16 protein-coding genes are annotated in these 25103 nt (G+C 69.0%); 8 read left to right on the forward strand and 8 right to left on the reverse strand.

Going from position 1 to position 25103, the window contains the following annotated elements; all coding sequences use genetic code 11:
- The first annotated feature begins 68 nt into the window (after positions 1–68).
- The 3 genes from recC to recD are packed head-to-tail and all read left to right on the forward strand — an operon-like array spanning position 69 to position 8970.
- Positions 69–3416: an exodeoxyribonuclease V subunit gamma gene (gene recC, locus AC5P67_RS16800; protein WP_495214950.1), complete on the forward strand. Its 3348-nt coding sequence runs from the start codon at positions 69–71 to the stop codon at positions 3414–3416.
- Positions 3413–7093 (forward strand): exodeoxyribonuclease V subunit beta, encoded by a 3681-nt coding sequence (recB, locus tag AC5P67_RS16805; RefSeq protein ID WP_495214951.1) that lies wholly within the window; start codon positions 3413–3415, stop codon positions 7091–7093. Before recC ends, recB begins: the two co-directional genes overlap by 4 nt.
- Positions 7090–8970, forward strand: coding sequence for an exodeoxyribonuclease V subunit alpha (recD, locus tag AC5P67_RS16810; RefSeq protein WP_495214952.1), 1881 nt, complete (start codon positions 7090–7092; stop codon positions 8968–8970). The genes recB and recD overlap by 4 nt, the downstream gene beginning before the upstream one ends.
- A gap of 462 nt (positions 8971–9432) precedes the next feature.
- On the opposite strand, the gene AC5P67_RS16815 is transcribed toward recD, so the two are convergent.
- The 6 genes from AC5P67_RS16815 to AC5P67_RS16840 form a co-directional block, all read right to left on the reverse strand.
- Positions 9433–9831: a hypothetical protein gene (locus tag AC5P67_RS16815; RefSeq protein ID WP_005411700.1), complete on the reverse strand. Its 399-nt coding sequence runs from the start codon at positions 9829–9831 to the stop codon at positions 9433–9435.
- A 94-nt stretch (positions 9832–9925) separates the two neighbouring features.
- Positions 9926–11965, reverse strand: coding sequence for an FUSC family protein (locus AC5P67_RS16820; RefSeq protein WP_005411699.1), 2040 nt, complete (start codon positions 11963–11965; stop codon positions 9926–9928).
- A 3-nt stretch (positions 11966–11968) separates the two neighbouring features.
- Positions 11969–13438 (reverse strand): efflux transporter outer membrane subunit, encoded by a 1470-nt coding sequence (locus tag AC5P67_RS16825; RefSeq protein WP_062606428.1) that lies wholly within the window; start codon positions 13436–13438, stop codon positions 11969–11971.
- Positions 13435–14352 (reverse strand): efflux RND transporter periplasmic adaptor subunit, encoded by a 918-nt coding sequence (locus AC5P67_RS16830; protein WP_062606426.1) that lies wholly within the window; start codon positions 14350–14352, stop codon positions 13435–13437. The genes AC5P67_RS16825 and AC5P67_RS16830 overlap by 4 nt, the downstream gene beginning before the upstream one ends.
- Complete coding sequence (locus AC5P67_RS16835; RefSeq protein ID WP_010487502.1) at positions 14349–14558, reverse strand: DUF1656 domain-containing protein; 210 nt, start codon at positions 14556–14558, stop codon at positions 14349–14351. Before AC5P67_RS16835 ends, AC5P67_RS16830 begins: the two co-directional genes overlap by 4 nt.
- 109 nt (positions 14559–14667) lie before the next feature.
- Positions 14668–15123 carry a MarR family winged helix-turn-helix transcriptional regulator gene (locus tag AC5P67_RS16840; protein WP_012481667.1) on the reverse strand — a complete coding sequence of 152 codons (456 nt, stop codon included), beginning with the start codon at positions 15121–15123 and terminating at the stop codon, positions 14668–14670.
- 685 nt (positions 15124–15808) lie between these two features.
- On the opposite strand from AC5P67_RS16840, the gene folE reads away from it, so the two are divergent.
- The 4 genes from folE to AC5P67_RS16860 all read left to right on the forward strand — a co-directional run bounded on the left by folE (position 15809) and on the right by AC5P67_RS16860 (position 22087).
- Complete coding sequence (gene folE / locus AC5P67_RS16845; protein ID WP_004141296.1) at positions 15809–16420, forward strand: GTP cyclohydrolase I FolE; 612 nt, start codon at positions 15809–15811, stop codon at positions 16418–16420.
- A 112-nt stretch (positions 16421–16532) separates the two neighbouring features.
- A complete protein-coding gene (locus AC5P67_RS16850; RefSeq protein WP_005411693.1) occupies positions 16533–18002 on the forward strand; it encodes a DUF3375 domain-containing protein in 1470 nt (489 codons plus the stop codon).
- Entirely contained in the window at positions 17989–18690 is a 702-nt protein-coding gene (locus AC5P67_RS16855; protein ID WP_005411692.1) for a DUF4194 domain-containing protein, read from the forward strand. The genes AC5P67_RS16850 and AC5P67_RS16855 overlap by 14 nt, the downstream gene beginning before the upstream one ends.
- A 16-nt stretch (positions 18691–18706) precedes the next feature.
- On the forward strand, positions 18707–22087 hold the full coding sequence (locus tag AC5P67_RS16860) for an ATP-binding protein (protein WP_012481665.1): 3381 nt from the start codon (positions 18707–18709) through the stop codon (positions 22085–22087).
- Positions 22088–22473: 386 nt separating this feature from the next.
- Here the strand turns inward: AC5P67_RS16860 and AC5P67_RS16865 are convergent, their stop codons facing one another.
- Positions 22474–23253 (reverse strand): sulfite exporter TauE/SafE family protein, encoded by a 780-nt coding sequence (locus tag AC5P67_RS16865; protein WP_005411690.1) that lies wholly within the window; start codon positions 23251–23253, stop codon positions 22474–22476.
- A 102-nt stretch (positions 23254–23355) separates the two neighbouring features.
- Here AC5P67_RS16865 and AC5P67_RS16870 point away from each other — a divergent pair, with 102 nt between their 5' ends.
- Positions 23356–23748 carry a YchJ family protein gene (locus tag AC5P67_RS16870; RefSeq protein ID WP_005414942.1) on the forward strand — a complete coding sequence of 131 codons (393 nt, stop codon included), beginning with the start codon at positions 23356–23358 and terminating at the stop codon, positions 23746–23748.
- Positions 23749–23751: 3 nt separating this feature from the next.
- On the opposite strand, the gene AC5P67_RS16875 is transcribed toward AC5P67_RS16870, so the two are convergent.
- Positions 23752–25032, reverse strand: a complete 1281-nt coding sequence (locus tag AC5P67_RS16875; protein WP_005411688.1) for a GGDEF domain-containing protein — start codon at positions 25030–25032, stop codon at positions 23752–23754.
- Positions 25033–25103 lie beyond the last annotated feature (71 nt).

Below are 25103 nucleotides of genomic sequence, written 5' to 3' on the forward strand. Positions count from 1 at the left end.
AGCCCGGAACAATCCGTACCGTCGATGGGCCGACCATTGAATACTGCCTGCCGTCCTGCACACTGTGCATGATGAGTGACCCAGGCAGCGATTTCCGCCTCTACCATTCCAACTCGCTGGACGTGCTGGCCGCGCTGCTGGCGCGCAACGTGCGTGCGCCGGTGCCAGGCCAGCCGTTGCTGGCGCCGGAAGTGGTGTTGATCCCGCAGGTGGCGATGCGCCGCTGGCTGCAAGCGACACTGGCCGCCGAATTCGGTGTCGCCGCCAACCTCGAATTCCTCACCCCGGGCGAGTTCGTGGCCCGCGCGCTGAAGGCCAACGTCAGCGGCGAGCAGGACGATCTGGACGCGGCCGGCCTGCACTGGAAGCTGTACCAGGCCCTGCGCGACCCGACATTGCTGGCGCAGCCACCGATGCGTGCGCTGCAGTCCTATCTTGCCGGCGGTGACGCATTGAAACCCTGGGCGCTGGCCGGCGAGCTGGCCTCGGTATTTGAAAAGTACCAGGCGTGGCGCCGTGACTGGCTGCTGCGCTGGGCAGCCGGTGCCGATCCTGCCGACCCGCAGGCGATCCTGTGGCGCACCATCACCCAGGGCCACGACTACCGCGCGCGCCGCATCCAGGAGTACCTTGACCGTTTCGAAGGTGCCGGCCAACCGCTGCCGAAGGGCTTGCCACCGCGCATGTCTGCGTTCGCAACGCTCAACATCTCGCCCGACGTGCTGCGGGTGATGGCCACCCAGGCGCGGGTGGGCGAGCTGCATTTCTATATGCCTACCCCGGTGCAGTCGTACTGGGGTGACCTGCACACGCTGGCCGAGCGCCTGCGCAGCGGCGCACCGGACCCCTTCGGCGAAGCGGCCGGCGAGAACCGCCTGCTGGAAGCCTGGGGTGCGGCCGGGCGCGACTTCATGGCGGTGCTGGGCAGTTACGAGGTGGTGCATCCGGCCGGCGAAATCGCTGCCTATTCCGATCCGGAGGAGGACACCCGCCCGACCCTGGACGAAGGCGGCCTGTCCGACAGCCTGCTGCATCGCCTGCAGCGTGACCTGTTCCACCGCCGCGCGCTGCCCTCGGGCGAGCTGCGCGACGGCCTGCGCAGCGACGACCCCAGCCTGCAGGTGCATGCCTGCCATACCCGCCTGCGCGAGCTGCAGGTGCTGCACGACCAGCTGCGCAGCCTGCTGCAGGACCCGCGCTTCGACCCGCCGCTGCAGGCGCGCGAGATCGCGGTGCTGGCGCCGGACATCGATCCCTATGTGCCGTACCTGGAAGCGGTGTTCGGCGGTCGCGGCGGCGAGGAGGAACACATTCCGTATGCGCTGGCCGACAGCAGTCCGCTGGCCGGCGAGCCGTTGGCCGATGTGTTCGTGCACCTGCTGGGCCTGCCGGTCTCGCGCTTTGGCTTGAACGAAGTGCTGGACCTGCTGGCCAGCGCGCCGCTGGCCGAGGCGGCCGGGCTGGAGGCGGTGGACTTCGACCGCCTGCATGGCTGGCTGCAACAGGCCGGTGCACGCTGGGGCCTGGATGCGAAACACCGCAACCAGCACCAGGCACCGGCCGACGACGCCTACACCTGGCAGTTCGCGCTGGATCGCCTGGTACTCGGCCACGCCACCGGCAGCGAGGCCGACCTGGCCGGCGTGGCGCCGTGGATCGAACTGGAAGGCGGTGCGCTGGACGCGCTGGACCGGCTGCTGCGCCTGCTGCGCGTGCTGGCCATCTACCAGCGCCGACTGGGCGAGCTGCTGACCCCGGCGCAGTGGCGGCAACGCCTGCTGTCGCTGCTGGATGCACTGCTGCCCACCGCGCCCAGTTCCCCCAACAGCCAGCGCGCGCTGGAGCGCCTGCGCAAGCTGCTCAACCAGTTCGCCGAAGATGCCGCCAAGGCCGGCTTCGAGGAAGGCGTGCCGCCGGAGGTGGTGCGCGCGCACTTCGCCGGCGCGCTGGGCGAGGCCGATACGCGCGCACCGCTGCTGACCGGTGGCATCAGTTTCGGCCGCATGGTGCCGATGCGCCTGCTGCCGTTCCGGGTGATCTGCGTGCTCGGCCTCAATGATGGCGATTTCCCGCGCCGTGACCCCGCTGCCGGTCTCAACCAACTCACTGCCGAGCTGGATACGCCGCGCCGCCGTCCGGGCGACCGCTCCACCCGCGAGGATGACCGCTTCCTGTTCCTGCAGCTGTTCGCCGCGGCGCAGGAGGTGTTCTATCTCAGCTATCTCGGCGCCGATCCGCGCGATGGCAGCGTGCGCGAGCCGTCGGTGCTGGTCAGCGAACTGATCGATGCCGCCGCCGCGTATCACCTTGATCCGCCTGCGGCGGTCCGCGACTTCACCGTGCGCCACGCACTGCAGCCGTTCTCACCGGCGGCGTTCGGCGATGGCGATCCGCGTCGCTTCAGCTATCGCCGCCAGTGGCATCCGGCCGCCGGTCGCCTCACCGGCCAGCGCGGTGGCCTGCAGCCGTGGTTCGATGCACCGTTGCCGCCGCCGGCCGACGATGCGGTGGAAAACGAGGTCGCGCTCGATACCCTGCGCCGCTTCCTGTGCGACCCGGCCGGGCAGTTCCTCGCACAGTCGCTGGGCCTGCGCCTGGCCGACGAGGTCGAGGAGGTGGATGACCTGGAACCGCTGGTGCTGTCCTCGCGCGGGCCGGAAAAGCGCAGCGTGCAGGCGGCGGTAGTGCGCGCCACGCTCAGCGGCGATACCGAGCCGTTGTACCCACGCCTGCGCGCGCGTGGCCTGCTGCCGTCGGGTCCATTGGGCGAGCGTCAGTTCGAGGTGGAGCAGTTGAAGACACGCCCATATGCCAGTGCGCTGCTGGGCTGGATGCAGGGCGAACCACTGGAAAGCCGTCGCTACGAAGTGGACATCGATGGCGTGCGCCTGCATGGCCGCGTGGCCGATCGGCATCCCGAAGGGCTGGTGCGCCTGCGTGCCGGCACACTCAATGGCAATGCAGTGATCCGCCACGGCCTGGACTGGCTGCTGGCGAACGCTGCGGGCGATGCGCTGCCGCTTGTGCAGTTCCATGATGGTGGCGACGCCGGTCCCGGCCCGCATGTACTGCCGGCACTGAGCGTTCCCGCTGCACGTGCGGCGCTGCGTGCGCTGCTGCAGCTGCGCACGCGTGGCCTGCGCGAGCCGCTGCGCTTTGCCCCGTACACCGGCTGGGTGCTGTACAACGCGCCGGCAGAAAAGCAGCGCAGCGAAGGCTGGAAGCAGTGGCACGGCAGCGACCGCACCTGGGGTGAATCCAGCAGCGACGCCTGGCAGCTGCTGCTGCGGGGTGCCGACCCGTTCGCTACCGAGGCCAGCTACGCCGACCTGCTGCGCAACAGCCAGGTGGTCTTCAGCGCGGTGCGCGAAGGCCGCGCTCTCGGCACCGAAGCACGCCAGGAGGGCAGCGCATGAACACCGCCATCACCGAAGACGGCAGCGAATCCTTCAGCCGCGATCCCTACCTGGCGCTGTCGCTGGAGGGCATCCGGCTGATCGAAGCCAGCGCCGGCACCGGCAAGACCTTCACCCTGGCCACGTTGTTCACCCGCCTGGTGGTGGAGCAGGGCCTGCGCATCGGCCAGATCCTGGCGGTGACCTTCACCGATGCCGCCACCCAGGAACTGCGCAAGCGCATCCGCGAGCGCCTGGCGCTGGCCGCGCGCCTGGTCGACCTGGAAGCGGCCGACGATGAAGCACCGGAGGTACGATTGACGCGCGACGTGCTGCAGCGCCATCTGCAGGGCGGCACCGAGAGCGCCGCCGCACTGAAACGCCGCCTGCAGGTGGCCGCAGACGAGATCGACCTGGCGTCCATCTTCACCATTCATGGTTTCTGTACCCGCGTGCTGCGCGAGCATGCGCTGGAAAGCGGCCACACCTTTGATCCGCAGGAACTGCTGGCCAGCGACCGTGAACTGCTGGAGGAGCTCGCGGCCGATCTGTGGCGCGTGCATGCCAACGACCCGGCCACGCTGGAGCCGCTGACCTGGCTGTGGTCGAGCCCCGACGCGCTGGCCGCCGATCTGCGCGCGCTGCTGGGCACACCGCCGCTGCATCCGCTGCCACGGCCGGCGGCGCTGGCCGATCCACGCCCGGCATTGCAGAGCGCGGCGGAAGCACTGTCCGCAAGCGTGCGCGAGCATGGCGAGCAGTTCTTCATCGACCTCTGCGATGCCGTCGACAACAAGTGGCTCAACGGCGTGTCATACAAGCTGGGCTGGCTGCACCCGCTGGGCCGGCAGCTGCTGGCCTGGGCCGAGCGCGCCGACCCGCGCGAGCTGCTGGCCAGCGATCGCCTGCCGGCACTGCTGCCGGAGGTGCTGGCCGACAAGACCAACAAGAAATTCCCTGATCGCACGCCGTCGTCGCCATTGCAGGCGCCGTTGGCGCGCTATGTTGCGCTGCTGGCCGAACGCGATGCCTGGCTGCGTGGTACCGCGCTGGATTTCCTGCACACGCTTCGCGCCGAAGCCACGCAGCGCCTGCAGGCGCTGAAGCGTACGCGCCGGGTACAGACCTACGACGATCTGATTGATGGCGTAGCGCTCGCCCTGGAAGGTCCGCAGCGGCTGACGCTGGTCAGGCAACTGCGTGCGCAGTACCGCATCGCGCTGGTCGATGAGTTCCAGGACACCGACGATCGCCAGTGGGGCATCTTTCACACCGTGTTCGGCGATTCGCCGGAGGTGCGCGAACTCGGCCTGGCGCCGGCGCTGTTCCTGATCGGCGACCCCAAGCAGGCGATCTACGGTTTCCGCGGTGGCGACATCCACACCTACCTGAAGGCCAAGCAGGTGGCGCAGCAGGCGCCGGTGCTGGACCAGAACTTCCGCTCGCGACCGTCTGTGTTGCGCGCGTTGCAGGCGCTGTACGACAACGGTGGCGAAGACGCCTTCCTCGAACGCGACATCCGGTTCGAGCCGGTGCGGCCCGGTGGCGTGCGCAGCGATGCGGACTACCTGCGCGCCGGCCAGGCCGCCAAGGCACTCACCCTGCGTGTGCTGCGCAGTGGCGGCGACAAAGCGTTGAGTGCCGACGCCTCGCGTGATGCGGCGACCCAGGCCTGCGTCGCCGCGATTCACCAGATCCTGGTCGATGCGCGCGCGGGCAATGCCGTGTTGCGTGGGCGACCGGTGCAGCCCGGTGATATCGCGGTGCTGGTGCGCTCGCATCGCGAGGCCACCCTGGTACAGCGTGCGCTGGCCGCGGTCGGCATTCCCGCGGTGGCGGCCGGCAAGCAGAGCCTGTTCGCCACTGCTGAAGCCCGCGATCTTCGTGCGCTGCTGCTGGCACTGCTGCAACCGGCCGACGAAGGCCGCCTGCGTGCAGCGCTGGCCACCGTGCTGCTTGGCCAGCGGGCCAGCGCGATCGCGGCAATGGAACGCGAAGGTGACCTGCAACGCGGGTTCCAGGCACAGCTGCTGCATTGGCGCGAGCGCTGGCAACGCGGCGGACCGTTCGCAGTGATTGCCGATGTCTGTGCCGCACAGGGTGAACGCCTGCTGGCGCTGATCGATGGCGAGCGCCGCCTGACCAATTACCTGCAGCTGGGTGAACTGCTGCAGGAGGCTTCGGCGCAGGCGCTGGGCATGCATGGCCTGCTGGACTGGCTGCAGGGGCAGATGGCCAGTGCCGACCAGGATGACGAGCAGCAGCTCCTGCGCCTGGAGTCGGATGCGCGCCGCGTGCAGATCATCACCCTGCACAAGAGCAAGGGCCTGGAGTATCCGCTGGTGTTCCTGCCCTTCGTCGGCATCGACGGCGGCGCGCCGAACACCGCCTCGCACTGCACCGTGCACTTTGGCGGCCAGCGCCAGCTGCACTGGAAGCTGGACAAGGACGAGGCCTGGGAAGCGGCCAACGCGCAGCGTGAGCGCGAGCAGCGGGCCGAGGATGCGCGCCTGCTCTATGTGGGACTGACCCGCGCCGAGCATGCGCTGTGGATCGCCGTGGGTGATCTGGCCGGGTTCGGCAGGACGCGTCTGGCGCCACTGCTGGGTGACCTGCAGGCGCTGCGCGCGCATGCCGATGTGCATATTGATGACAGCGAGGCACCGGCCGCGCTGCCGCAGCTGGCGGCCGAAGTGGAAGGTGACCTGCCGGCGGTACGTGCACTGACCCGGCGCGTGCCGCATGACTGGTGGGTGTACAGCTTCACCCAGCTGGCGCATGCCGATGCGGGCGCTGGCAGTGATATTGAAGCCGCCGCCACCGAGCTGCCGGCACCGGCCGCCGATGAACCGGCCGGCCCGGAACTGCCGCTGGAACCGGCGCTGCCCGAACCCACCGCCGTCGTCGAAGACAGCGCGCCGATCGACCCGCGCTTCATGGGCAGCCGCTTCGGCAACGTGCTGCACGAGGCGATGGAGAACGTCGACTTCGCTGCCTGGGGTGACTGGCAGCCGGGCCGGGAAGCGCCCGAGGGACAGGCCGAGGTGCTACGCAAGGCGCTGCATGACGAAGGCTATGCCGACGTCGACCTGGACGATGGCGTGGCCGTGCTGGTGCCGCTGGTCGGCCACACGCTCACCGTGCCGCTGCCCGAAGGCGGCGCCCTTTACAGCCTGGGCGAAGGCGAGCGGCGCGCGGAAATCGACTTCCATTTCGCCATCGAGCCGACCACGGTGCCGGCGCTGCTGCAGGTGCTGCATGCCCACGGTGTTTCCAGTGGTCGTCGAGGCTTCGGCCAGCGCCGCCGCCTGGAAGGGCTGATGACCGGCATGATCGACCTGACCTACGTGCGCGACGGTCGCTGGTACGTGCTCGACTACAAATCCAATCGTCTGCCCGGCTACAGCCCGGACCTGCTGGCCATTGCCATGCGCCATAGCGAGTACGACCTGCAGGCGCTGATCTATACCGTGGCCCTGCATCGCTGGCTGCGCTTCCGCCTGGGCGCGGCCTACGACTACGAGCGTGACATGGGCGGCATCCGCTACCTGTTCTGCCGCGGCCTCGATGGCACCGGCAACGGTGTGCATGTGGACCGCTTCCCGCTGGCGCTGGTGGATGCACTGGATGCGTTGTTCGCCGGTGGCGAACAGGCCCAGGCCGAACTGGCCGCACGTGCCCGTGGGGCCAGCGCATGAGCCTGCTGAAGGAACTGCACCAGAAGGGCCTGCTGCGCACCCTCGACCACGCGTTGGCGACCAGCCTGATGCGGCTGCGCGGCGACACGCCGGAGAGCGTGGCGCTGGCGGCGGCGCTGGCCTCGCTGGCGGTGGCGCAGGGCCACGCCGGCTTCGATCCGGCGCAGCCGCAGCGCCTGCTGGAAGGGGTGCCCGAGTGGCCCGCCGCGCAGGACTGGCTGGCACAACTGCGCGCATCGCCTTGGGTGGCTATACCCGAGCAGGCCGACGCCATCGCCGAGGATGCGCCGCTGGTGCTGGAGAACGGCCTGCTCTACCTGCGCCGCTACCGCGAGTACGAACGGCAGCTGGCCGCCGGGCTGCAGCGCATCGGCCGGCATCCGCTGCCGGCACCGGACATGGCAGCGCTGGCACCGTTGTTCGCGCAGCTGTTCCCGCAGGCATCGGGCAGCGAGGATCACCAGGCCCGTGCCGCCGGCGTGACCCTGCGCCATCCGCTGGCGCTGGTGACTGGCGGCCCCGGCACCGGCAAGACCACCACCATCGCGCGCCTGTTGCTGCTGCTGGCGGCGCAGGCCCGGCACGCCGGCCAGCCGCTGCCCGAAGTGGCGCTGGCCGCGCCTACCGGACGCGCCGCCGAGCGCATGGCCGAGAGCCTGCGTCTGGCCGTGCAGCGCCTGCAGGAGAACGGCGTGGACCCGGCGCTGTGCGCGGCATTGCCCAGTACCGGCACCACCCTGCATCGCCTGCTCGGCGTGATCCCGGATTCGCCGCGCTTCCGCCACCACGCCGACAACCCGCTGCCGGTGGACGTGGTGGTGGTCGACGAAGCCTCGATGATCGATCTGCCGATGATGGCCAAGCTGGTCGACGCGATCGCCAGCGGCACCCGCCTGATCCTGCTTGGCGACCCCGATCAGTTGCCCTCGGTCGAAGCCGGTGATGTGCTCAGCGCGATCCTGCGCGCCAGCGGTGATGGCATCGGCACCCGCGCCGATGATGCGCAGGCACTGCAGGGTCTGTTGGCACCGGCCACGTTGCAGCCGCAGGCCACGCCGCGCGCCTTCGCCGGCCGCCGCGTGCAGCTGCAACGTGGTTACCGGCAGAGCGATGCGCTGGACCTGGCACCGCTGGCGCATGCCGTGCGCGAGGGCGACAGCGGTACCGCGCTGCAGCTGCTGCGCAGTGGTGAACTGGCCGGCGTGCATTTCCACGAAGGCGAAGCCGATCCACTGCGCGGCCAGCGCGAGCACCTGCTGGGCCATTGGCGTGCGTTGGCCGACGCCGCCGATCCGGTGCTTGCCCTGCAGCAGGCCGGGCGACTGCGCCTGCTGACCGCGCTGCGCGAAGGCCCGCAGGGTGCGCGCGGGCTCAACAGCCGCATCGAACAGCTGCTGGCTGGCAACACCCCGGGATACTTCCAGGGCCGCCTGCTGCTGGTCACCGAGAACAGCTACCGGCACCGCCTGTTCAACGGCGATATCGGCATCTGCCTGCGCGATGGCAGTGGCGCGATGGTGGCCTGGTTCCCCGGCGACACGGTCGAGCAGCCGCGCGCCTTCCACCCGGCCGCACTGCCCGCGCACGAAAGCGCCTTCGCGATGACCGTGCACAAGGCGCAGGGCTCGGAGTTCGATGAAGTGTGGCTGCAGCTGCCGCGCCAGGACAGCCGCGTGCTGTCGCGCGAACTGGTCTACACCGGCCTGACCCGCGCCCGCCAAGTGCTGCATGTGGCGGGCAGCGCAGAGGTGCTGCAGGCCGCATTGAAACGCCACGCCAGCCGATTGGGTGGCCTGGCCTGGCGGCTGGGTACGGAAGCGGTGGCCGAAGCACCGGTGCGCATCGAACAGCCCACGATGCAGGGCCAGTTGTTCTGAATCGGGGTCGGATCCCGTTCCCATCGGGAACGGGCTCTGACCCCTTCACCTGATCGCCAGGCAGAAGCAGTCGAGCATGGCTCGACTTTACAACAGCGTACTTCGATCATTCCGACGTTCATCCACGCATGCCGGGATCTACCGTGTCGACCAAGGTCGACACCCACCAGAGCAGAACGCCGTGCCGGCAGATCGCAGGAAACTGTCGAAGGCGGGGTGGGTCCGGGTGCGGGGGCGTGAGCCGCATTGGCCCGAGGCATGCCTCGGGCGGGTTGGGCAGGACGCCCAACCCCGGTCTTGCCGTGTGCGCAGGACAGCGCACACGAGCAAGCGGCGACCAAGCCCCCATGGATGGGTTGACGGCGTCCCCCTCAACCGGACCTACCCCGCCATCCCAAGGAATACCCGCTTTTGACGTTGACGTTGCCTCGGCAGGTGCAGGGCGCAGCCCTGCCGCCACACCTATTCCGCGATCAGTACCAGCCCATCCGGGAACACGATCGCCGCTTCATCAGCACTCACGTCGAAGAAGCCCACGCCGTGCTTCTCGGCCAGGTCCTGCACGCGGCCGTGCGCGCGCTCGGCCACCGAGTACGCGAAGGCGCCATAGATCACCTGCCGGCCGATGCTGTACTCGGTCACTTCGGCACGATCGTCATCGTCGTTGCTCAATGGGCCGTCCATCGGCGGGAATTCCTGCGCCATCTCCGCGAACCACGCTCGCAGCGCGGGGCTGCTGACTACCGGGTCGTCGTACTCGTGGCGTTCGTTCCACTGCGTCTGCTTTTCGAACCAGGCGATGAATGCCGTTGCCTCACGTGGGGCGGCACTGGCCTCGAACACCATCATGTCGTAACTCATTGAACCATCCTGTTGCAGCGCCAGGGTCGGATCCCTCTCCGCAGGCGAGGGCTCTGACCCCTGCGCGGGGTCTGTGGCTGCACAGGGTATCGCGCTACGGCTGTCCGGCTGCACTCATCGCCAGGCCCGGCGCCAGCGCCTTCGCCTCCGGGAACAGCGCGAAGCGCAGGCCGATCAGGCCCATCAGGGCTTCATCGCGGGCCTTGCAGGCGGCCACGCTACCGACCCGTCCCAGCGAGGTATCCAGCCGCTCGCGCAACGCGTCGGCCGCCACAATCGGCTTGCGCGCGGCGATCTGCCGCCGGTAGTGCACGGCGACCTCTTCCAGAATGTGCTCGACCGCCTCGCGACTGCGCTCGGGCAGTTCCAGCCGGGCGCGGCGCAGCTGCAGGATGTTCAGGCCGATGCGTGCTTCATTGAGCATGTCCACCGAGGCGATGTCGCTGCCCTCCGGCGTTGCCGCCAGGCGCGGCGCGAGCAGGCCGAGCAGGTCAAGCATGCGCGCGGCGAAGCGCTGGCGGTCCTGCTGGCCACGACCTTCGGCGGCTTCGGCCAGCGTGGTCCAGCCCTGCCGCACCAGCCGGCGCGCGGTCCACTCGGCGCCCACCGAACGGAACAGGCGGGTCATCACCACTGCAAAGCCAATGCCGATGAACATCGCGATGGACGAGTTGAGGAAGGTCTGGATGTTGGCGCTGTAGGTGTTCTGCAGGCTCAGCAGCGCGGCCAGGTTGACCGTCAGCGGCAGCGCGAACAGCGCGCTCTTGGGGTGGTGCAGCATCAGCCCCAGCGGCAGGAACGCCACCGCCAGCACCAGCGCCAGCAGGCCGAAGTCGTGCACAGCCGGGAACACGCCGAACAGGTACACGCCGGCCACCACCGAGGCGACCATCGCCCACACCAGGAACGACACCATGCTCGGTGCCGGATCGTCCTGCGCGGCGAAAAATGCGGCGGTCACCGCGGCCATCATCGCGCCGTTGCCGCCGCCTTCCCACCCCAGCGCGATCCACAGCACGCAGTAGCTCATCAGCGCCACGCCGGCACTGAGCGCTGAGAACAGCGCCATGCCGTAGTCGACGTGCTTGTCGGCGGCTACGCGCTCAGTGCGGATGCGGTAGTGCGCACGGTCCAGCGGCGCGGTGCCCTGGTCGATCGCGTGCTGCAGGGTGCGGCAGTCCTGCCACAGGTCCACCAGTTCCTCCAGGCGCAGCAGCAGGCTGGCCAGCTGCAGGTGCTGCAGGTCGCGGTCCACCTGCGGCTTCAATGCACTGATGCGCGCGCGCAGGCGCGCGTATTCGCTGGCGTTGGTCGGGCCATCCAGCCAGTCGTGGATGTCATCGACCAGTGCCGGCAGCCCCTCGGGCAGGTCCTGGCCGTCGCTGCGCAGCGCACTCAGGCGGTCGGCAATCGAGGACAGCACCGGCAACAGCAGCAGCATGCGCTCGCGCAGCCGCTCCATCGACACGGCCGAACCGGCATGGCGCGGGTCGTCGCGGCGCAGGAACTCGATCAGCGCCTCGAACTGCACCAGGTCGGCGGCGAGCCGGTTGCGCGGCGCGTGCGCGCGGCCGCGTTCAAGGATCTGCCGGCACCACTGCGCCGCGTCCTCCATCCAGTTGCCGATGCGGGCGCGCAGCATCGGGCGTACCGAGGCCGGGAACAGCAGCGAAGCAAACAGCACTGCCACCACGGTGCCGAGGATGATCTCCTCGCTGCGGGCCACCACGGTGTCGAAGATGGTCTCCGGCGAGGTCACGGCCGGGAAGCCGATGAAGGCGGTGGTGTAGCCGGCTAGCAGGAACGCGTAACCGCGCGGGCCGCGGTTGAGCAGGGCCATGAACAGGCACCCGGCCAGCCAGATCGACATCGCCGCGCTCAGCACCAGCGGCGTTTCCACCAGCGCCGGCAGCACCAGCAGGGTAGCCAGGCCGGCCACCAGGGTGCCAACGATGCGGTACACGCCCTTGGCGCGGGTTGGGCCCAGCAGCGGCTGGCTGACGATGTACACCGTGCCCATCGCCCAGTACGGGCGCGACAGGTTGCCGGCCATGGCGATGTACAGCGCGGCCACCGCGGCCAGGTAGGTCTTGATCGAGAACAGCCAGGCCTGGCGATCGGTCAGCGCGTTCATGGCTTACTTCGCCGAGGCCTGTGCGGTGGACGGCGCGGGCGGGGCAACCGATGCCTGCCAGCCGCCACCCAGCACCAGGAACAGATGGATCTGGTCGCGCGAGACCTGCGCTTCGGCGGCGGCCAGGGTGGCGTCGCTGGTGGCCAGGCTGCGGTCGGCATCCAGGCTGGACAGGTACGGCGTACGGCCACCCTGGTACAGCCGGCGGTTCTGCTCGGCGGCCAGTGCGGCCTGCTCCTGCGCGATGCGCAGCGACTGCAGCCGGCGCAGGTCCTGCGCATAGCGGTCCAGCGCGGTCTGGGTCTCGCGCAGCGCCTGCAGCACGGTGTGGTCGAACTCGGCCAGCGCGGCATCGGCACCCGCCTCGGCGGCGTGGATGCGTGCGTGCGTGCCGGACGACGGCAGCGTCCACGAGATCAGCGGGCCGATCGACCACTGCTGGGTCATCGGCGTGCCGAAGTCTTCCAGCAGGCCGGCGGCACCCACCGAGGCACCCAGGCGGATGTCCGGGTACAGCTCGGCGGTGGCGACCCCAATCCGCGCCGTGGCCGAGGCCAGCTTGCGCTCGGCCTGGCGCACGTCCGGGCGGCGCTGCAGCAGCGCCCGGCCATCACCGACCGGCAGCGGCTGCGCCAGGCCGGGGGCGTGCGCACAGTCGATCACGCCGGCTGGCAGCTGGCCCGGGGTTTTCCCAAGCAGCGCGGCCAGCGAATAGGCGGCCGCCGAACGCTGCGCGCGTAGCGGCGGCAGTGCCGCCTCCAGCAACGCTACCTGCGCATTGGCGCGGGCCAGTTCCGGCGGCGTGCCGCGGCCGGCCGCGATCAGGCGCTCGGTGACCGTGCGGCTGCGCTGCTGCAGCTGCAGCGAATGCTCGGCCACGTGCAGTTCGTGGTTGGCGTGGCAGATTTCCAGGTAGCTGTCGGCGACCTGCGCGACCACGCTGACCTGGGCCAGGTCGCGCGCCGCAGCGACCGACTGCTCGTCGGCACGCGCTGCCTCGGCGCCGCGCTTGAGCTTGCCGAACAGGTCGAACTGGTAGCTGACCGCGAACTTGCCATCGGCCAGGTTGATCACCGGCAGCTCGTGCTCCTGCAGGAACGATTCGGCCGACAGCTGCGCGCGGCTGACACCGGCCTCGGCCTCGTACTCGAAGCCACCGGCGTCCAGCGCCTGTTCGTACATCGCCGCGGCACGACGCAGGTGTGCATCGGCGGCCTTCAGTTCCACGTTGTCACGCAGCGCCTGGGTGATCAGGCCGTCCAGCACCGGGTCGTTGTACAGCGACCACCAGCGGTCGGGCAGCGCCTGGTTGGCGGCCACCTGCGGGTTCTGCGTATCGATGAAGGCTGCATTGGCCTCCGGACGCTTGAAGGCCGACCCTTCCGGCAGGGCGTAATCCGGGCCGACGGTCCTGCAGGCCGCCAGGCTGGCCAGCGCAACGATCAGACCGAGACGGGGCAGGGCGGCGTTCACAGGCCCGCCTGTGTCGGCGCAGTGCCGGCCTTGTCGTTGTGCGGATGGCGGCCGGTGTCCACGGTCACCGTGGCGGTGCGGCCGGCGATCAGTTCCACGCCCTGGGGTACTTCGTCGATGGTGATGCGCACCGGAATGCGCTGTGCCAGCCGCACCCAGTCGAAGGCCGGGGTCACGTTCGGCAGCAGGGTGCTGCCGTTGCTGCGGTAGCGGTCCTCGATGCCGGCGGCGATGCTTTCCACGTGGCCACGCAGCGGGGCCGACTCGCCCATCAGGCGGATGTCCACGCTCTGCCCCGGAGCTACGCCGCGCAGGCGGGTTTCCTCGAAGTAGCCATCGACGCGGAACGAGCCGGTATCCAGCAGCGCCAGCACCGGCTTGCCGGCCACCACGTAGTCGCCCACGCGCAGGGTGCGGTCGTTGACCCGGCCATCGGCCGGCGCGCGCACCTCGGTGCGGTCCAGGTTGAGCTCGGCCAGGTCGACCGCCGCCTGTGCGGTGGCCAGCGCAGCCTGTGCGGCCTGCAGCTTGGCGCGGCGCACTTCGGCGTCCTCGGCGGCGACCAGGTCCTGCAGGCTGCGGTCACGGCCGATCTCGCGGCGCAGCTGCGCCACCGATGCCTGGCGCTCGGCCAGGTTGGCGCGGGCCTGCTCCAGCGCGATGCGGTAGCGGGCGCGATCGACCACGAACAGCAGGTCACCCTTCTTCACCGCCTGGTTGTCGGCTACCTGCACCGTTTCCACCAGCCCGGACACGTCCGGCGCCACCTGCACCACGTCGGCACCGACATGGGCATCGCGGGTCCATGGCTCATCCATGTAGTAGACCCACAGCTGGCGCAGCACCAGCAGGGCGATGATCACGGCTGCGCTGGTGAGCAGCACCGGCAGGGTCTTCTTCACGATCTTGTTCACGATTGCATCCAACGCAGGAGGTGGAACAGCAGGCCAAGCACGATCCCGTACAGGGCCAGGTTGAACAGCGCCGGGTGCCATACGTGGCGATAGGCGCCGGCACGCTGCAGCAGCGCGTGCAGGCCGCTGTTGACCAGGTAGGCCAACAACATCAACCCGAGCAGGGTCGGGACGAACACTCCGTGGAGACTGAATTCACCGGGCATCGGTAGGGGCGGGGGCGAGGTGGGGGGAGGGGAGGAACAACGAAACAACGGCAACGGGCAAAAGCCGCTGGCGTGTGCACGGCAGCGGCGGTGTTCAGGGGCAGCGGTCTTACGTGATGCGGTCGGCGGCCTCGGCCAGCAGGCGCCATGCCTTCAGCACGGCGTGCAGTTCATCCATGGAAAGCTCGCCGAACACGTCCTGGCGCAGGCCGATCAACTGGTCTTCCAGCTCGCTGACCAGCGCGTGGCCCGCGTCGGTCAGCCACAGCAGGTTGGCGCGGCGGTCGCTGGCGTCGCTCTCGCGGCGGACCAGGTCGCTGGCGCACAACTTGTCCAGCAGGCGCACCAGGGAGGGTCCTTCCATGCCCAGCTGCTGCGCCAGCGCCACCTGACGGATGCCACCGCCGGAGCGGCCGATCATCAGCAGCGGCATGGTGCAGGCGGTGGAGATGCCGTAGCTGCCGAGCCGGCTGTCGGCCAGGCGCTGCCACTGCCGCCCTGCGTACAGCAGGCCGGAGCTGAGCTGCATCTGCAGCACGGTGCGCTCGTCGAGGGGTCGGTCCATAAGAGATAGATAGGATACTACTAATTTCATTCCTATCAATAGGTTTTTCTGAATGGGTGGGTGTAGTGAGGAAAGCGTTGCGCCTGCCTGGTGTCGGGTGGGGCAGCGGGCGCCGGACGGTGCAGGACACGCCGTGAACCCCCCTCCGGGGTCCGGCCCAGCCGCTGGCGGCTGTGCGTTCGGGCGCTTGCGAGGCATGCCTCGCAAGCAAGCGCCCTCACCCTTGGGGGCTCGGCCGCGGCATCCATGCCGCGGACGGTCCTGCCCCGCCCGGCCCCCGCTGCCTTCCCATCCCCCCGCGAGCGCGGTGGGTTGGCTCTTGGAAGCAAGAGCAGAAGCAGTGCGGACCAACGGTCCGCACCCACCAAAGCACAAGACACCACAGCAGCGGCGCGCCGATTCCGAAGCCATGAACCCCCGCTTTTGCCCCCGCTTTCGGGCGGTCCGGCCGCGCCCGCGGGAAACTGTCAGGGATGGGGAAGGGCGGCAGGGCAGGACCGTGAGGCGCATGGATGCGCCGACCGAGCCCCCATGGATGGGTTTACGGCGTGTCCTGCCCTGCGCCCTTCCCCATCCAGACCCGTAACAGGCAGGCGCCGCCAGACCCCCGATGAACCCGACCAACAGGACGACCCACCCCCCGGTCGGGTACGATGCTCGCCCCCCGTTCGGGACGCTGTACGCAATGAGCAAGAACAACGAAAAGGCCGCCCCGCAGGGCGACGTGACCCAGGACCAGGCCGAGGATGCCGTGCGCACCCTGCTGCGCTGGGCCGGTGAGGACCCGTCCCGTGAAGGCCTGCTGGATACCCCCCGCCGTGTCGCCGAAGCCTATGGCGACTGGTTCAGCGGTTACCGCGACGACCCGCGCGCCTACATGGAGCGGACCTTCGAGGAAGTGGCCGGCTACGACGAGCTGATCGTCCTGCGCGACATCGAGTACGAAAGCCACTGCGAGCACCACATGGCCCCGATCATCGGCCGCGTGCACGTCGGCTACCTGCCGGCCGGCAAGGTGGTGGGCATCAGCAAGCTGGCCCGTGTCGTCGAAGCCTACGCCCGCCGTTTCCAGGTGCAGGAGAAGATGACCGCGCAGATCGCCCAGTGCATCCAGGATGTGCTGCAGCCGATCGGCGTCGGCGTGGTCGTCGAAGGCGCCCACGAGTGCATGACCACCCGCGGCATCCACAAGCGCGGCGTCAGCATGGTCACCTCCAAGATGCTGGGCAGCTTCCGCGACGACGCGCGCACCCGCGCCGAGTTCCTGCGCTTCATCGAAGTGGGCGGCAAGCGCTGAGCCGCTTGCCCGCACCACGCCGGCTCCTGCAGGCCGGCATGCCCACGGCTGTCCACGCGGCAGCTGTGCATGGCGGTTTGTCCCTGTCAGCCCTACAGACTTCTTTCGCTGCATGAAGCATCGCGAACGCATTGCCCGTTACCGCCACCTGCGCGAACAGCCCCAGTGGAAGCTGCTTGCCGCCGACCACGCTCCGGAAATCATCGGCCTGCTGCAGGGCCTGCTGATGGACGGCGAGCGCACGTTGCCGTCCTCGGTACTGAACGAGCGACTGCAGCGCGCGCTGGACCAGCTGGCCGGCGATGAACTCTCGCGCGAGCTGCCGCGCACCGCGCAGGCCTACATCGCGCACTGGCTGGCCCAGGGCTGGCTGGAACGCCGTCTGCCCGAAGGCGCCGACCAGGAGCAGTACGAGCTGGCGACCGCGGCACTGCAGGCGATCCGCTTCGCCGACGGCCTCGAGCAGGCCCGCGTGGCCGCCACCGAAAGCCGCCTGGCGCTGGTCATTGAGCAGCTCTCGGCGCTGGCTGCGCAGACCGAAGCCGATCCCGATGCGCGCCTGTCCGCGCTGCACGACGAGCGCGACCGCATCGATGCCGAAATCGCCCGGGTCGGCACCGGCCGCGTGGTTGCGCTGGACGGCAAGCGCGCGCTGGAACGCACCCGCCAGATCATCGGCCTGGCCGACGAGCTGACCGAGGACTTCCGCCGCGTGCGCGATGACTTCGAGCAGCTCAACCGCGATTTCCGCGAACGCATCATCGACGACGAGGGCGAGCGCGGCGATGTGCTGTCGCAGCTGTTCGAAGGTGTGGATGTCATTGGCGAAAGTGACGCCGGGCGCAGTTTCCAGGCCTTCTGGCGGCTGCTCAACGACGCCGAACAGAGTGCCCAGCTCGATGCCGCGCTGGAAGCAGTGCTGGCGCGCGGCTTCGCGCGCCGCCTGGACCGCAACGAACGCAACTTCCTGCGCAGCTTCACCAGCACCATGCTCGAGCGCGGTGGCCAGGTACACGACGTGCTGCAGAACTTCGCGCGCAGCCTGCGCGGCTTCGTGCAGAGCCGTGGCTACCTGGAACAGCGCCGCCTCAACCAGTTGTTGAAGCAGGCGCAGTCCGAAGCCCTGGCCCTGCGCGACGAATTCCCCGCACAACGCGGCATCGGCCGCGACCTGCAGCTGACCACCAGCCGACTGCGCTCGTGGTCGCAGTGGAAGCTGCATGATCCGCGCAGCGCCCAGGTCGACGGCAATGTCGAGTACAACGACGCGGCCGCGATCAGCCTGGAGAGCGTCGGCGACCTGGTCGCTTCGTCCGAAATCGACTTCCGCACCCTGCGCCGCGACCTGCACGACCTGCTCGATGCACAGCCGCGGCTCAGCATCGCCCAGGCCCTGTCGCAGCGCGAGGCGCCGCAGGGTCTTGGCAGCGTCATCGGCTATCTGTCGCTGGGCACGCGCTTCGGCAACGTGGTCGCCGGCGAGCAGGAGCTTGCGCAATGGCGTGGTGGCGACGGCCAGGTCCGTCGCGCCCGCATCCCGCTGGTTTGGTTCACCCAGGAGAGACGCCATGAGCTGGCATGAAGATCCCATCGACGCAGCGCAGGCCGACGTGGCGGAAGACGCCTACGAGGCCGAACCGGTGGCGGCCGTGGCGCAGCCCCGCCGTGGCAACGACGTCTATTACCTCGGCGACACCGGGCGCCTGCCGCTGGATGCGCGCCGCGCGCTGTGCCAGCTGCTGATCGGCCCCAGCATCGACCAGCTGCGCCACGCCAAGCTGTGGCCGGCACTGATCCGCAGCGAAGCGGCCATCCGCTCGTCGCTGGCGGACCTGTTCCTGGAACTGGTGCTCGACCGTGACAGCGGCGTGGCGTTCACCCGCCAGGCCGATACCGAAGACGTCGATGCGCCGGTGCTGCTGCGCACCTCGCCGCTGACCTTCATCGACTCGGTGCTGCTGCTGTACCTGCGCCAGCAGCTGGCCGAAGCCGATGCGCGCGGCAACCGCGCGGTGGTCGCCGATGCCGAAATGGCCGAAGCACTGGCCATCTACGAAAAGAACCTGTCCACCGACCGCGCCGGCTTCAACCGCCGCGTCGCCTCGGCGGTGCAGAAGATGAAGGACAACCACATCCTGACCCGCCTCAGCGGCCAGGAAGACCGTCACGAAGTCTCGCCGGCGCTGAAGCTGCTGTTCTCCGCCGAAGACGTGTCCCAGCTCTCGGCGGTCTACCGCCAGCTGCGCGAAACCCCGGCCGCCGAGGCCTGAGAGACCCGACCATCGCATGGCTATCTCCAAGCACACTCCCGCCCTGTTCAACGAAGGCCTGCCGGACCCGCGCCTGCAGCAGTTCCGCATGCGCCGCCTGCAGGTGCACAACTGGGGCACCTTTAACGGCCTGACCGAAGTACCGATCGCCGAGCGCGGCTTCCTGTTCGTCGGACGTTCCGGCTCGGGCAAGTCGACACTGCTCGATGCCATGTCCGCGCTGCTGACGCCGCCGGCCATCGTCGACTTCAACGCTGCTGCGCGTGAAGCCGAGCGCAGTGGCCGCGACCGCAACCTGGTGTCCTACGTGCGTGGCGCGTGGGCTGACCAGCAGGACAGCGGCACCGGCGAAATCGCCACCCAGTACCTGCGCAAGGGCGCCACCTGGACCGCACTGGTGCTGGAATACCGCGCCGGCGATGGCCGCGTGGTCAGCCTGGTGCGCCTGCTGTGGATCTCCGGCAACGGCACCTCGGCCGGTGACGTGCGCAAGCACTACATGATTGCCGAGCGCCCGTTCGACATCGCCAAGGATCTTGGTGGGTTCGACCTGGACCTGCGCAAGCTCAAGCAGAAGCTGTCCGACCTGCACCACTTCGACACCTTCTCCGGCTACGCCGAGCGCTTCCGCGACCTGCTCGGCATCGACAACGAGATGGCGCTGCGCCTGCTGCACAAGACGCAGTCGGCGAAGAACCTGGGCGACCTCAACGTCTTCCTGCGCGACTTCATGCTCGACACGCCGAAGACCTTCGACGCCGCCGAGCGCCTGGTCAGCGACTTCGCCGAGCTCGATGGCGCGCACCAGGCGGTGGTCACCGCCCGTCGCCAGGTGGAGACTCTGCTGCCGGCACGCGCCTACTACAACGACCTGAAGGAAATGCACCGCCGGCGCGGCGACGACGAAGCCCTCAAGCTCGGCGTCGACAGCTTCCGTGAAAGCCGCCGCCAGGCGCTGATCGAAGCGCGCCTGCGCGAGATGGACGTGCGTGACCGTGGCCTGCTCGGCGAAGAAGCCCAGCGCCGTGCCGCACTGGACAATCACACCGAGCGCCTGGCCGAACTGGAACTGCAGCGCCGCCAGCAGGGCGGTGAGCGCATCGAAGAACTGGAACGCGAGCAGGGCCGCGCCGAAGCCGAGCGCGACCGCCGCCAGGCCAAGCGCGAGCAGGCAAGCCTGGCCGCGCAGCAGCTGGGGGCCGAACTGCCGGACGACGCACACGGCTTCGCCGAACTGGTCGAGCGCGCACAGAACGAGCTGCAGGACCGCCAGCGCGCCTCTTCGGCGCTGGACGATGCGATCAGCGATCGCCTGGGTGGCAAGCGCGATGACGAGCGCCGCTTCGGGGAAGTCCGTGCGGAACTCGAAGCGATGCAGCGCACGCCCTCCAACATCCCGGCGCCGATGCAGAAGCTGCGCGCGCGCCTGGCCGAGGAAACCGGCATCGCTGAAGCGGCGCTGCCGTTCGTCGGTGAACTGATCCAGGTCCGCTCGGAAGAGCAGGGCTGGCAGGGTGCCATCGAGCGCGTGCTGGGTGGCTTCGCGCTGTCGCTGCTGGTCGACGACAAGCATTACAACGACGTCGCCGAGTGGGTGAACCGTACCCACCTGGGCATGCGCTTCACCTACTACCGCGTGCGCCGCAACGATGATGCGTTCGCCCGTGAGCCGTCGGCGAAGTCGCTGCTGCACAAGCTGGAACTGCGCGAACACGTGTTCGAAAGCTGGCTGCGCCGCGAGCTCGGCAAGCGATTCGACTACGAGTGCGTGGATGCCAAGCAGCTGCGCAACGTCGACCGCGGCATCACCCGCGAAGGCCAGGTCAAGCATCCGGGCGACCGTTTCGAGAAGGATGACCGCAGTGCGGTGGGCGACCGCCGTCGCTGGATCCTCGGCTTCAACAACCACGACAAGGTGGGCGCCTTCGAGCGCGAAGCTCAGGAACTGGCGAAGCGCATCGCCAGCTGCGAGACCGACATCGCGCGCCTGCGTGGGCAGCGTGACCGCGACAACGAACGCCGCCTGGCCTGCCACGAGCTGGTCAGCATCAGCTGGAACGAGATCGACATCGCCGCCCCGCAGCAGCGCCTGAGCGACATCGAGGCCACGCTGCGCGACCTGCGCGAAGGCAATGCCGACCTCGCCAAGCTGGCCAAGCAGATTGACGCCGTGCGCGCCGACATCGAGCAGGCCCGCCGCACCTATGAAGACGTCCGCGTCGAGCGCGGGCAGCTGGTCAAGGAACGCGACCGCCTGGACCGCGCGCGCCAGCAGAGCCGTGCGCTGGTGCTGCCGAGCCTGGCCCAGGAGCAGGAAGCCGGCCTTGCCGAGCGCCTGCAGGAGCAGGGTCCGCTCAGCCTGGAAACGCTGGAAGCGCACATGCGCCAGGTCAGCAACGCGCTGAACGAGCAGCTGTCGTCCTCGCAGCAGGACCTCAACCGCATCGAGAACCAGCTGATCGGCTGCTTCCGTCGCTTCATCCAGCAATGGCCGGAGGAATCGGGCGACTTCACCGTGTCGGTGGCCTCGGCCGAGGACTTCCTCGCACGCCTCGAACGACTGGAGCGCGATGGCCTGCCGCAGCACGAAGAGCGCTTCTTCGATCTGCTGCAGAACCAGAGCAAGAACAACCTGCTGGCCCTGCAGCGCCACAGCGCCGAGGCCCGCAAGTCGATCGGCCAGCGCCTGGACGAAGTGAACGCCAGCCTGGAACAGGTGCCGTTCAACCGCGGTACGTTGCTGACCATCGAACTGAGCGACCGTCGTCTGCCGGAAGTGGGCGAGTTCCAGCTGCAGCTGCGCGAAGTGCTGTCGCAGCAGCAGACCGAGCAGCGCGAGCTGGCCGAATCGCAGTTCACCGTGCTGCGCCAGCTGGTCAACCGCCTGGGCTCGCAGGAAGGCGAGGACAAGCGTTGGCGGGAGCTGGTGCTGGACGTGCGCATGCACGTGGAGTTCATCGGCGTCGAGCTGGATGCGGAAACGCGCCAGCAGGTCGAGATCTATCGCAGCGGCGCCGGCAAGTCCGGTGGTCAGCGCCAGAAACTGGCTACCACCTGCCTGGCGGCCGCGCTGCGCTACCAGCTCGGCGGTGCTGACAGCCAGCTGCCCAGCTACGCCGCAGTGGTGCTCGACGAAGCCTTCGACAAGGCCGACAACGAGTTCACCGCCCTGGCGATGAACATCTTCGACAACTTCGGCTTCCAGATGGTGGTTGCCACCCCGCTGAAGTCGGTGATGACACTGGAACCGTTCATCGGCGGCGCCTGCTTCGTCGAAATCAGCGGCCGCCACGACTCCGGCGTGCTGCTGATCGAGTATGACGAGGAAGGCAAGCGCCTGAAGCTGCCCGAGCGCAGCCGCCAGCAGGCCAACGAACCGGAAGAAGCCGACGCCTGACCTGGCCGATTGAAGGGGAATGCCGGCCAGCGGCCGGCACTACCCATGGGCGGGGTTCATGACCTGATCGGATGGGGATGCCGGCCAGCGGCCGGCACTACCCATGGGCGGGGTTCATGACCCGATCGGATGGGAATGCCGGCCAGCGGCCGGCACTGCCCATGGGCGGGGTTCATGACCTGATCGGATGGGGATGCCGGCCAGCGGCCGGCACTGCCCATGGGCGGGGTTCATGGCCCGATCGGATGGGAATGCCGGCCAGCGGCCGGCACTGCCCATGGGCGGGGTTCATGACCTGATCGGATGGGGATGCCGGCCAGCGGCCGGCACTACCCATGGGCGGGGTTCATGGCCCGGTAGTGCCGGCCGCTGGCCGGCAACCGCGTTCACGCAGCGCGGAACGTATCCCACGCCATCCGCGCGATCAGCACCACCACCAGCCCCACGAACAGCTTGCGGATGAACGGCGTGCCGCCCTTCAGCGCCAGGCGCGTGCCCACCACCGAGCCGATGATGTTGGCCGCCGCCATCGGCAGCGCGAACAGCCACAGGATGTTGCCGGTCGGCACGAAGAACGAGATCGCCGCCACATTCGTCGCCAGGTTCACCACCTTTGATGCCGCCGAGGCGCGCAGGAAATCCAGCCCGAAGAAGCGCACGAACAGGAAGATCAGGAAGCTGCCGGTGCCCGGCCCGAAGAAGCCGTCGTAGAAGCCGATCGCCGCACCGATCGCCAGCGCGATCACCAGTTCGCGGCGACCGATCTCCTGCGGACGGTGCAGCGCGCCGAAGTCCTTCTTCCACAGTGTGTAGGCCAGCATCGCGACCAGCAGCACCAGCACCAGTGGGCGCACCGCGTCCTTGGGCAGCAGGCTTACCGCGGTGGCGCCGGCGAAGGAGAAGATGAAGGCCGTGCCGGCCGCGAACAACACCGGCTTCCACGGGAAGCGCACGTTGCGCGCATAGCGCCAGGCGGCCGCACCGGTACCGAACATCGAACTGAACTTGTTGGTACCAAACAGCATCGCCGGCGTCTGCTGCGGCAGCACCGTGAACAGGCCAGGCAGCTGCACCAGCCCACCACCACCGACGGCGGCATCGACCAGCCCGGCGATGAAGGCGATGACCACCAGCCACCACAACTCAGGGGGAACCAGTTCCAGCACGGCGATCAATCGATATGGGGGCGCGACAGCATACGCCTGTCCTGCACTGGTTGACCGGTGCCCCGCGTGGATCCATCCGCACAACCCGGCGACAATGTCCGCATGAGCCGAAAACCCACCGATCCCTGCCCCTGCGGCCTTCCCGCCGAGTACGCCGCCTGCTGTGGCCGTTTCCATGCCGGTGAGGCCGCCCCCGATGCCGAGCGCCTGATGCGATCGCGTTACAGCGCCTATGTGCGGGGGCTGGCGGACTATCTGCGCCAGAGCTGGCATCCGGATACCCGTCCGGCCGAGTTGTCGCTGGATGATGCGCCCGGCCAGCGTACGCATTGGCTGGGCCTGACCGTGCACGAGCACACTGTCACCGGCGCCGACAGCGCCGAAGTGCGCTTCACCGCCCGCTACCGCGTGGGCGGCGGCAGCGCGGTGAAGATGGCCGAGCACAGCCGCTTCCTGCGCGTCGACGGCCGCTGGTACTACCTCGACGCGGTGTGAGCCTCAGCCGCCGCGTGCCGCCAGCACGCGCTGGCCGGCATGCGCGCGGACCTGGTTGCGGCCACCGTCCTTGGCTGCGTACAGCGCCTGGTCGGCGGCCTTGATCACTGCCGCTGGCCGCTCATCCACGCGGCTGTCTGCCAGCCCGATGCTCACCGTCACCTGCACCGTCTGCCCGCTTCCGCCGCGTCCGCGCTGCCGGCGCCCGGTTTCATCGTCGCGGCTGCGCGTGCTCCGGTCGCGCAGCTGCATGCGGGTGTCCTCGATGGTCTGCCGCAGCGCCTCGACTGCATCCACGCAGGCCGCTGCGGGACGATCCAGGAACACCACCGCGAACTCCTCGCCGCCATAGCGGAATGCCCGGCCACCATCGCCCACCCGGTCCAGGCGCGAGGCCACCAGGCGCAGCACATCGTCGCCGGTGTCGTGGCCGTGGGTGTCGTTGAACGACTTGAAGTGGTCCACGTCCACCATCGCGATGCTGTAGGTGCCGCGCGCCCGCTGCAGGGTCTCATTGAAGGCGCGGCGCCCCGGCAGGCCGGTCAGCTCATCGCGGAAGGCCATATGGAAGGACTCCTGCAGCATCGCGCCCAGCATCAGCAGCAGGGCCGCGCTGGCCAGTGCCGGCAGCAGCACCGGCTGCAGGAACACCCGTGGCAGCATCCACCACAGGCACAGCAGGGCCAGCAGCATCGCCGTGTGCAATGGGCGCGGATGCCGCCAGGCCTGCCAGCCCAGCGCGGCGGTTGCCAGAAGGAACAGCAGCGCTGGCAGCTGTGCCAGCGCGTTCCAGTCGGCCGGAATCCAGCTCCAGTGGCGGTTGGACAGCAGATCGTGCATGCCGCGCGGCTGCTGCGTGGCCAGCAGCAGGAAGATCAGCAGTGCCGTGCCGCTGGCGACGGAGCGCAACAGCAGGTCGTGGCGGCGCCGCCCGCGCTCGGGCCACAATGCCAGGCCCGCGAACAGCAAGGGCAACCAGGCCGAAATGGCATGGAAGCGCAGCGGTGTCAGCGACGTGACGTGGCCGCTGTGCAGGTAGCCGCCCACGTCCTGGTGCAGCAGCGCGAACATGACCGCCACCACCAGCAGCAGGCAGAGCGTACGCACCTGGTGGTAGAGCAGGGCAAGGCCGGCGCCGAGGCAGGCCAGCAGCCAGGGCAGGATGCGTTGGGCCGGGCTGGCAACGTCTTCGTTGCCCAGTGCTGCCCACAGCACCACGGCAACCAGCACGGCGGGCAGCACGAACAGGTAATGCGCAGGCTGGCGGAGCGGATGCAGGGGCAAGCAGGAATTCCAGCGCGGTGACGACGCGGCCGCAGCATTGCCGTTAGCGGCGTTCGCACCGGCTTCTTGAA

The sequence above is a fragment of the Stenotrophomonas sp. YJH_SMC_21 genome, from assembly GCF_059369555.1.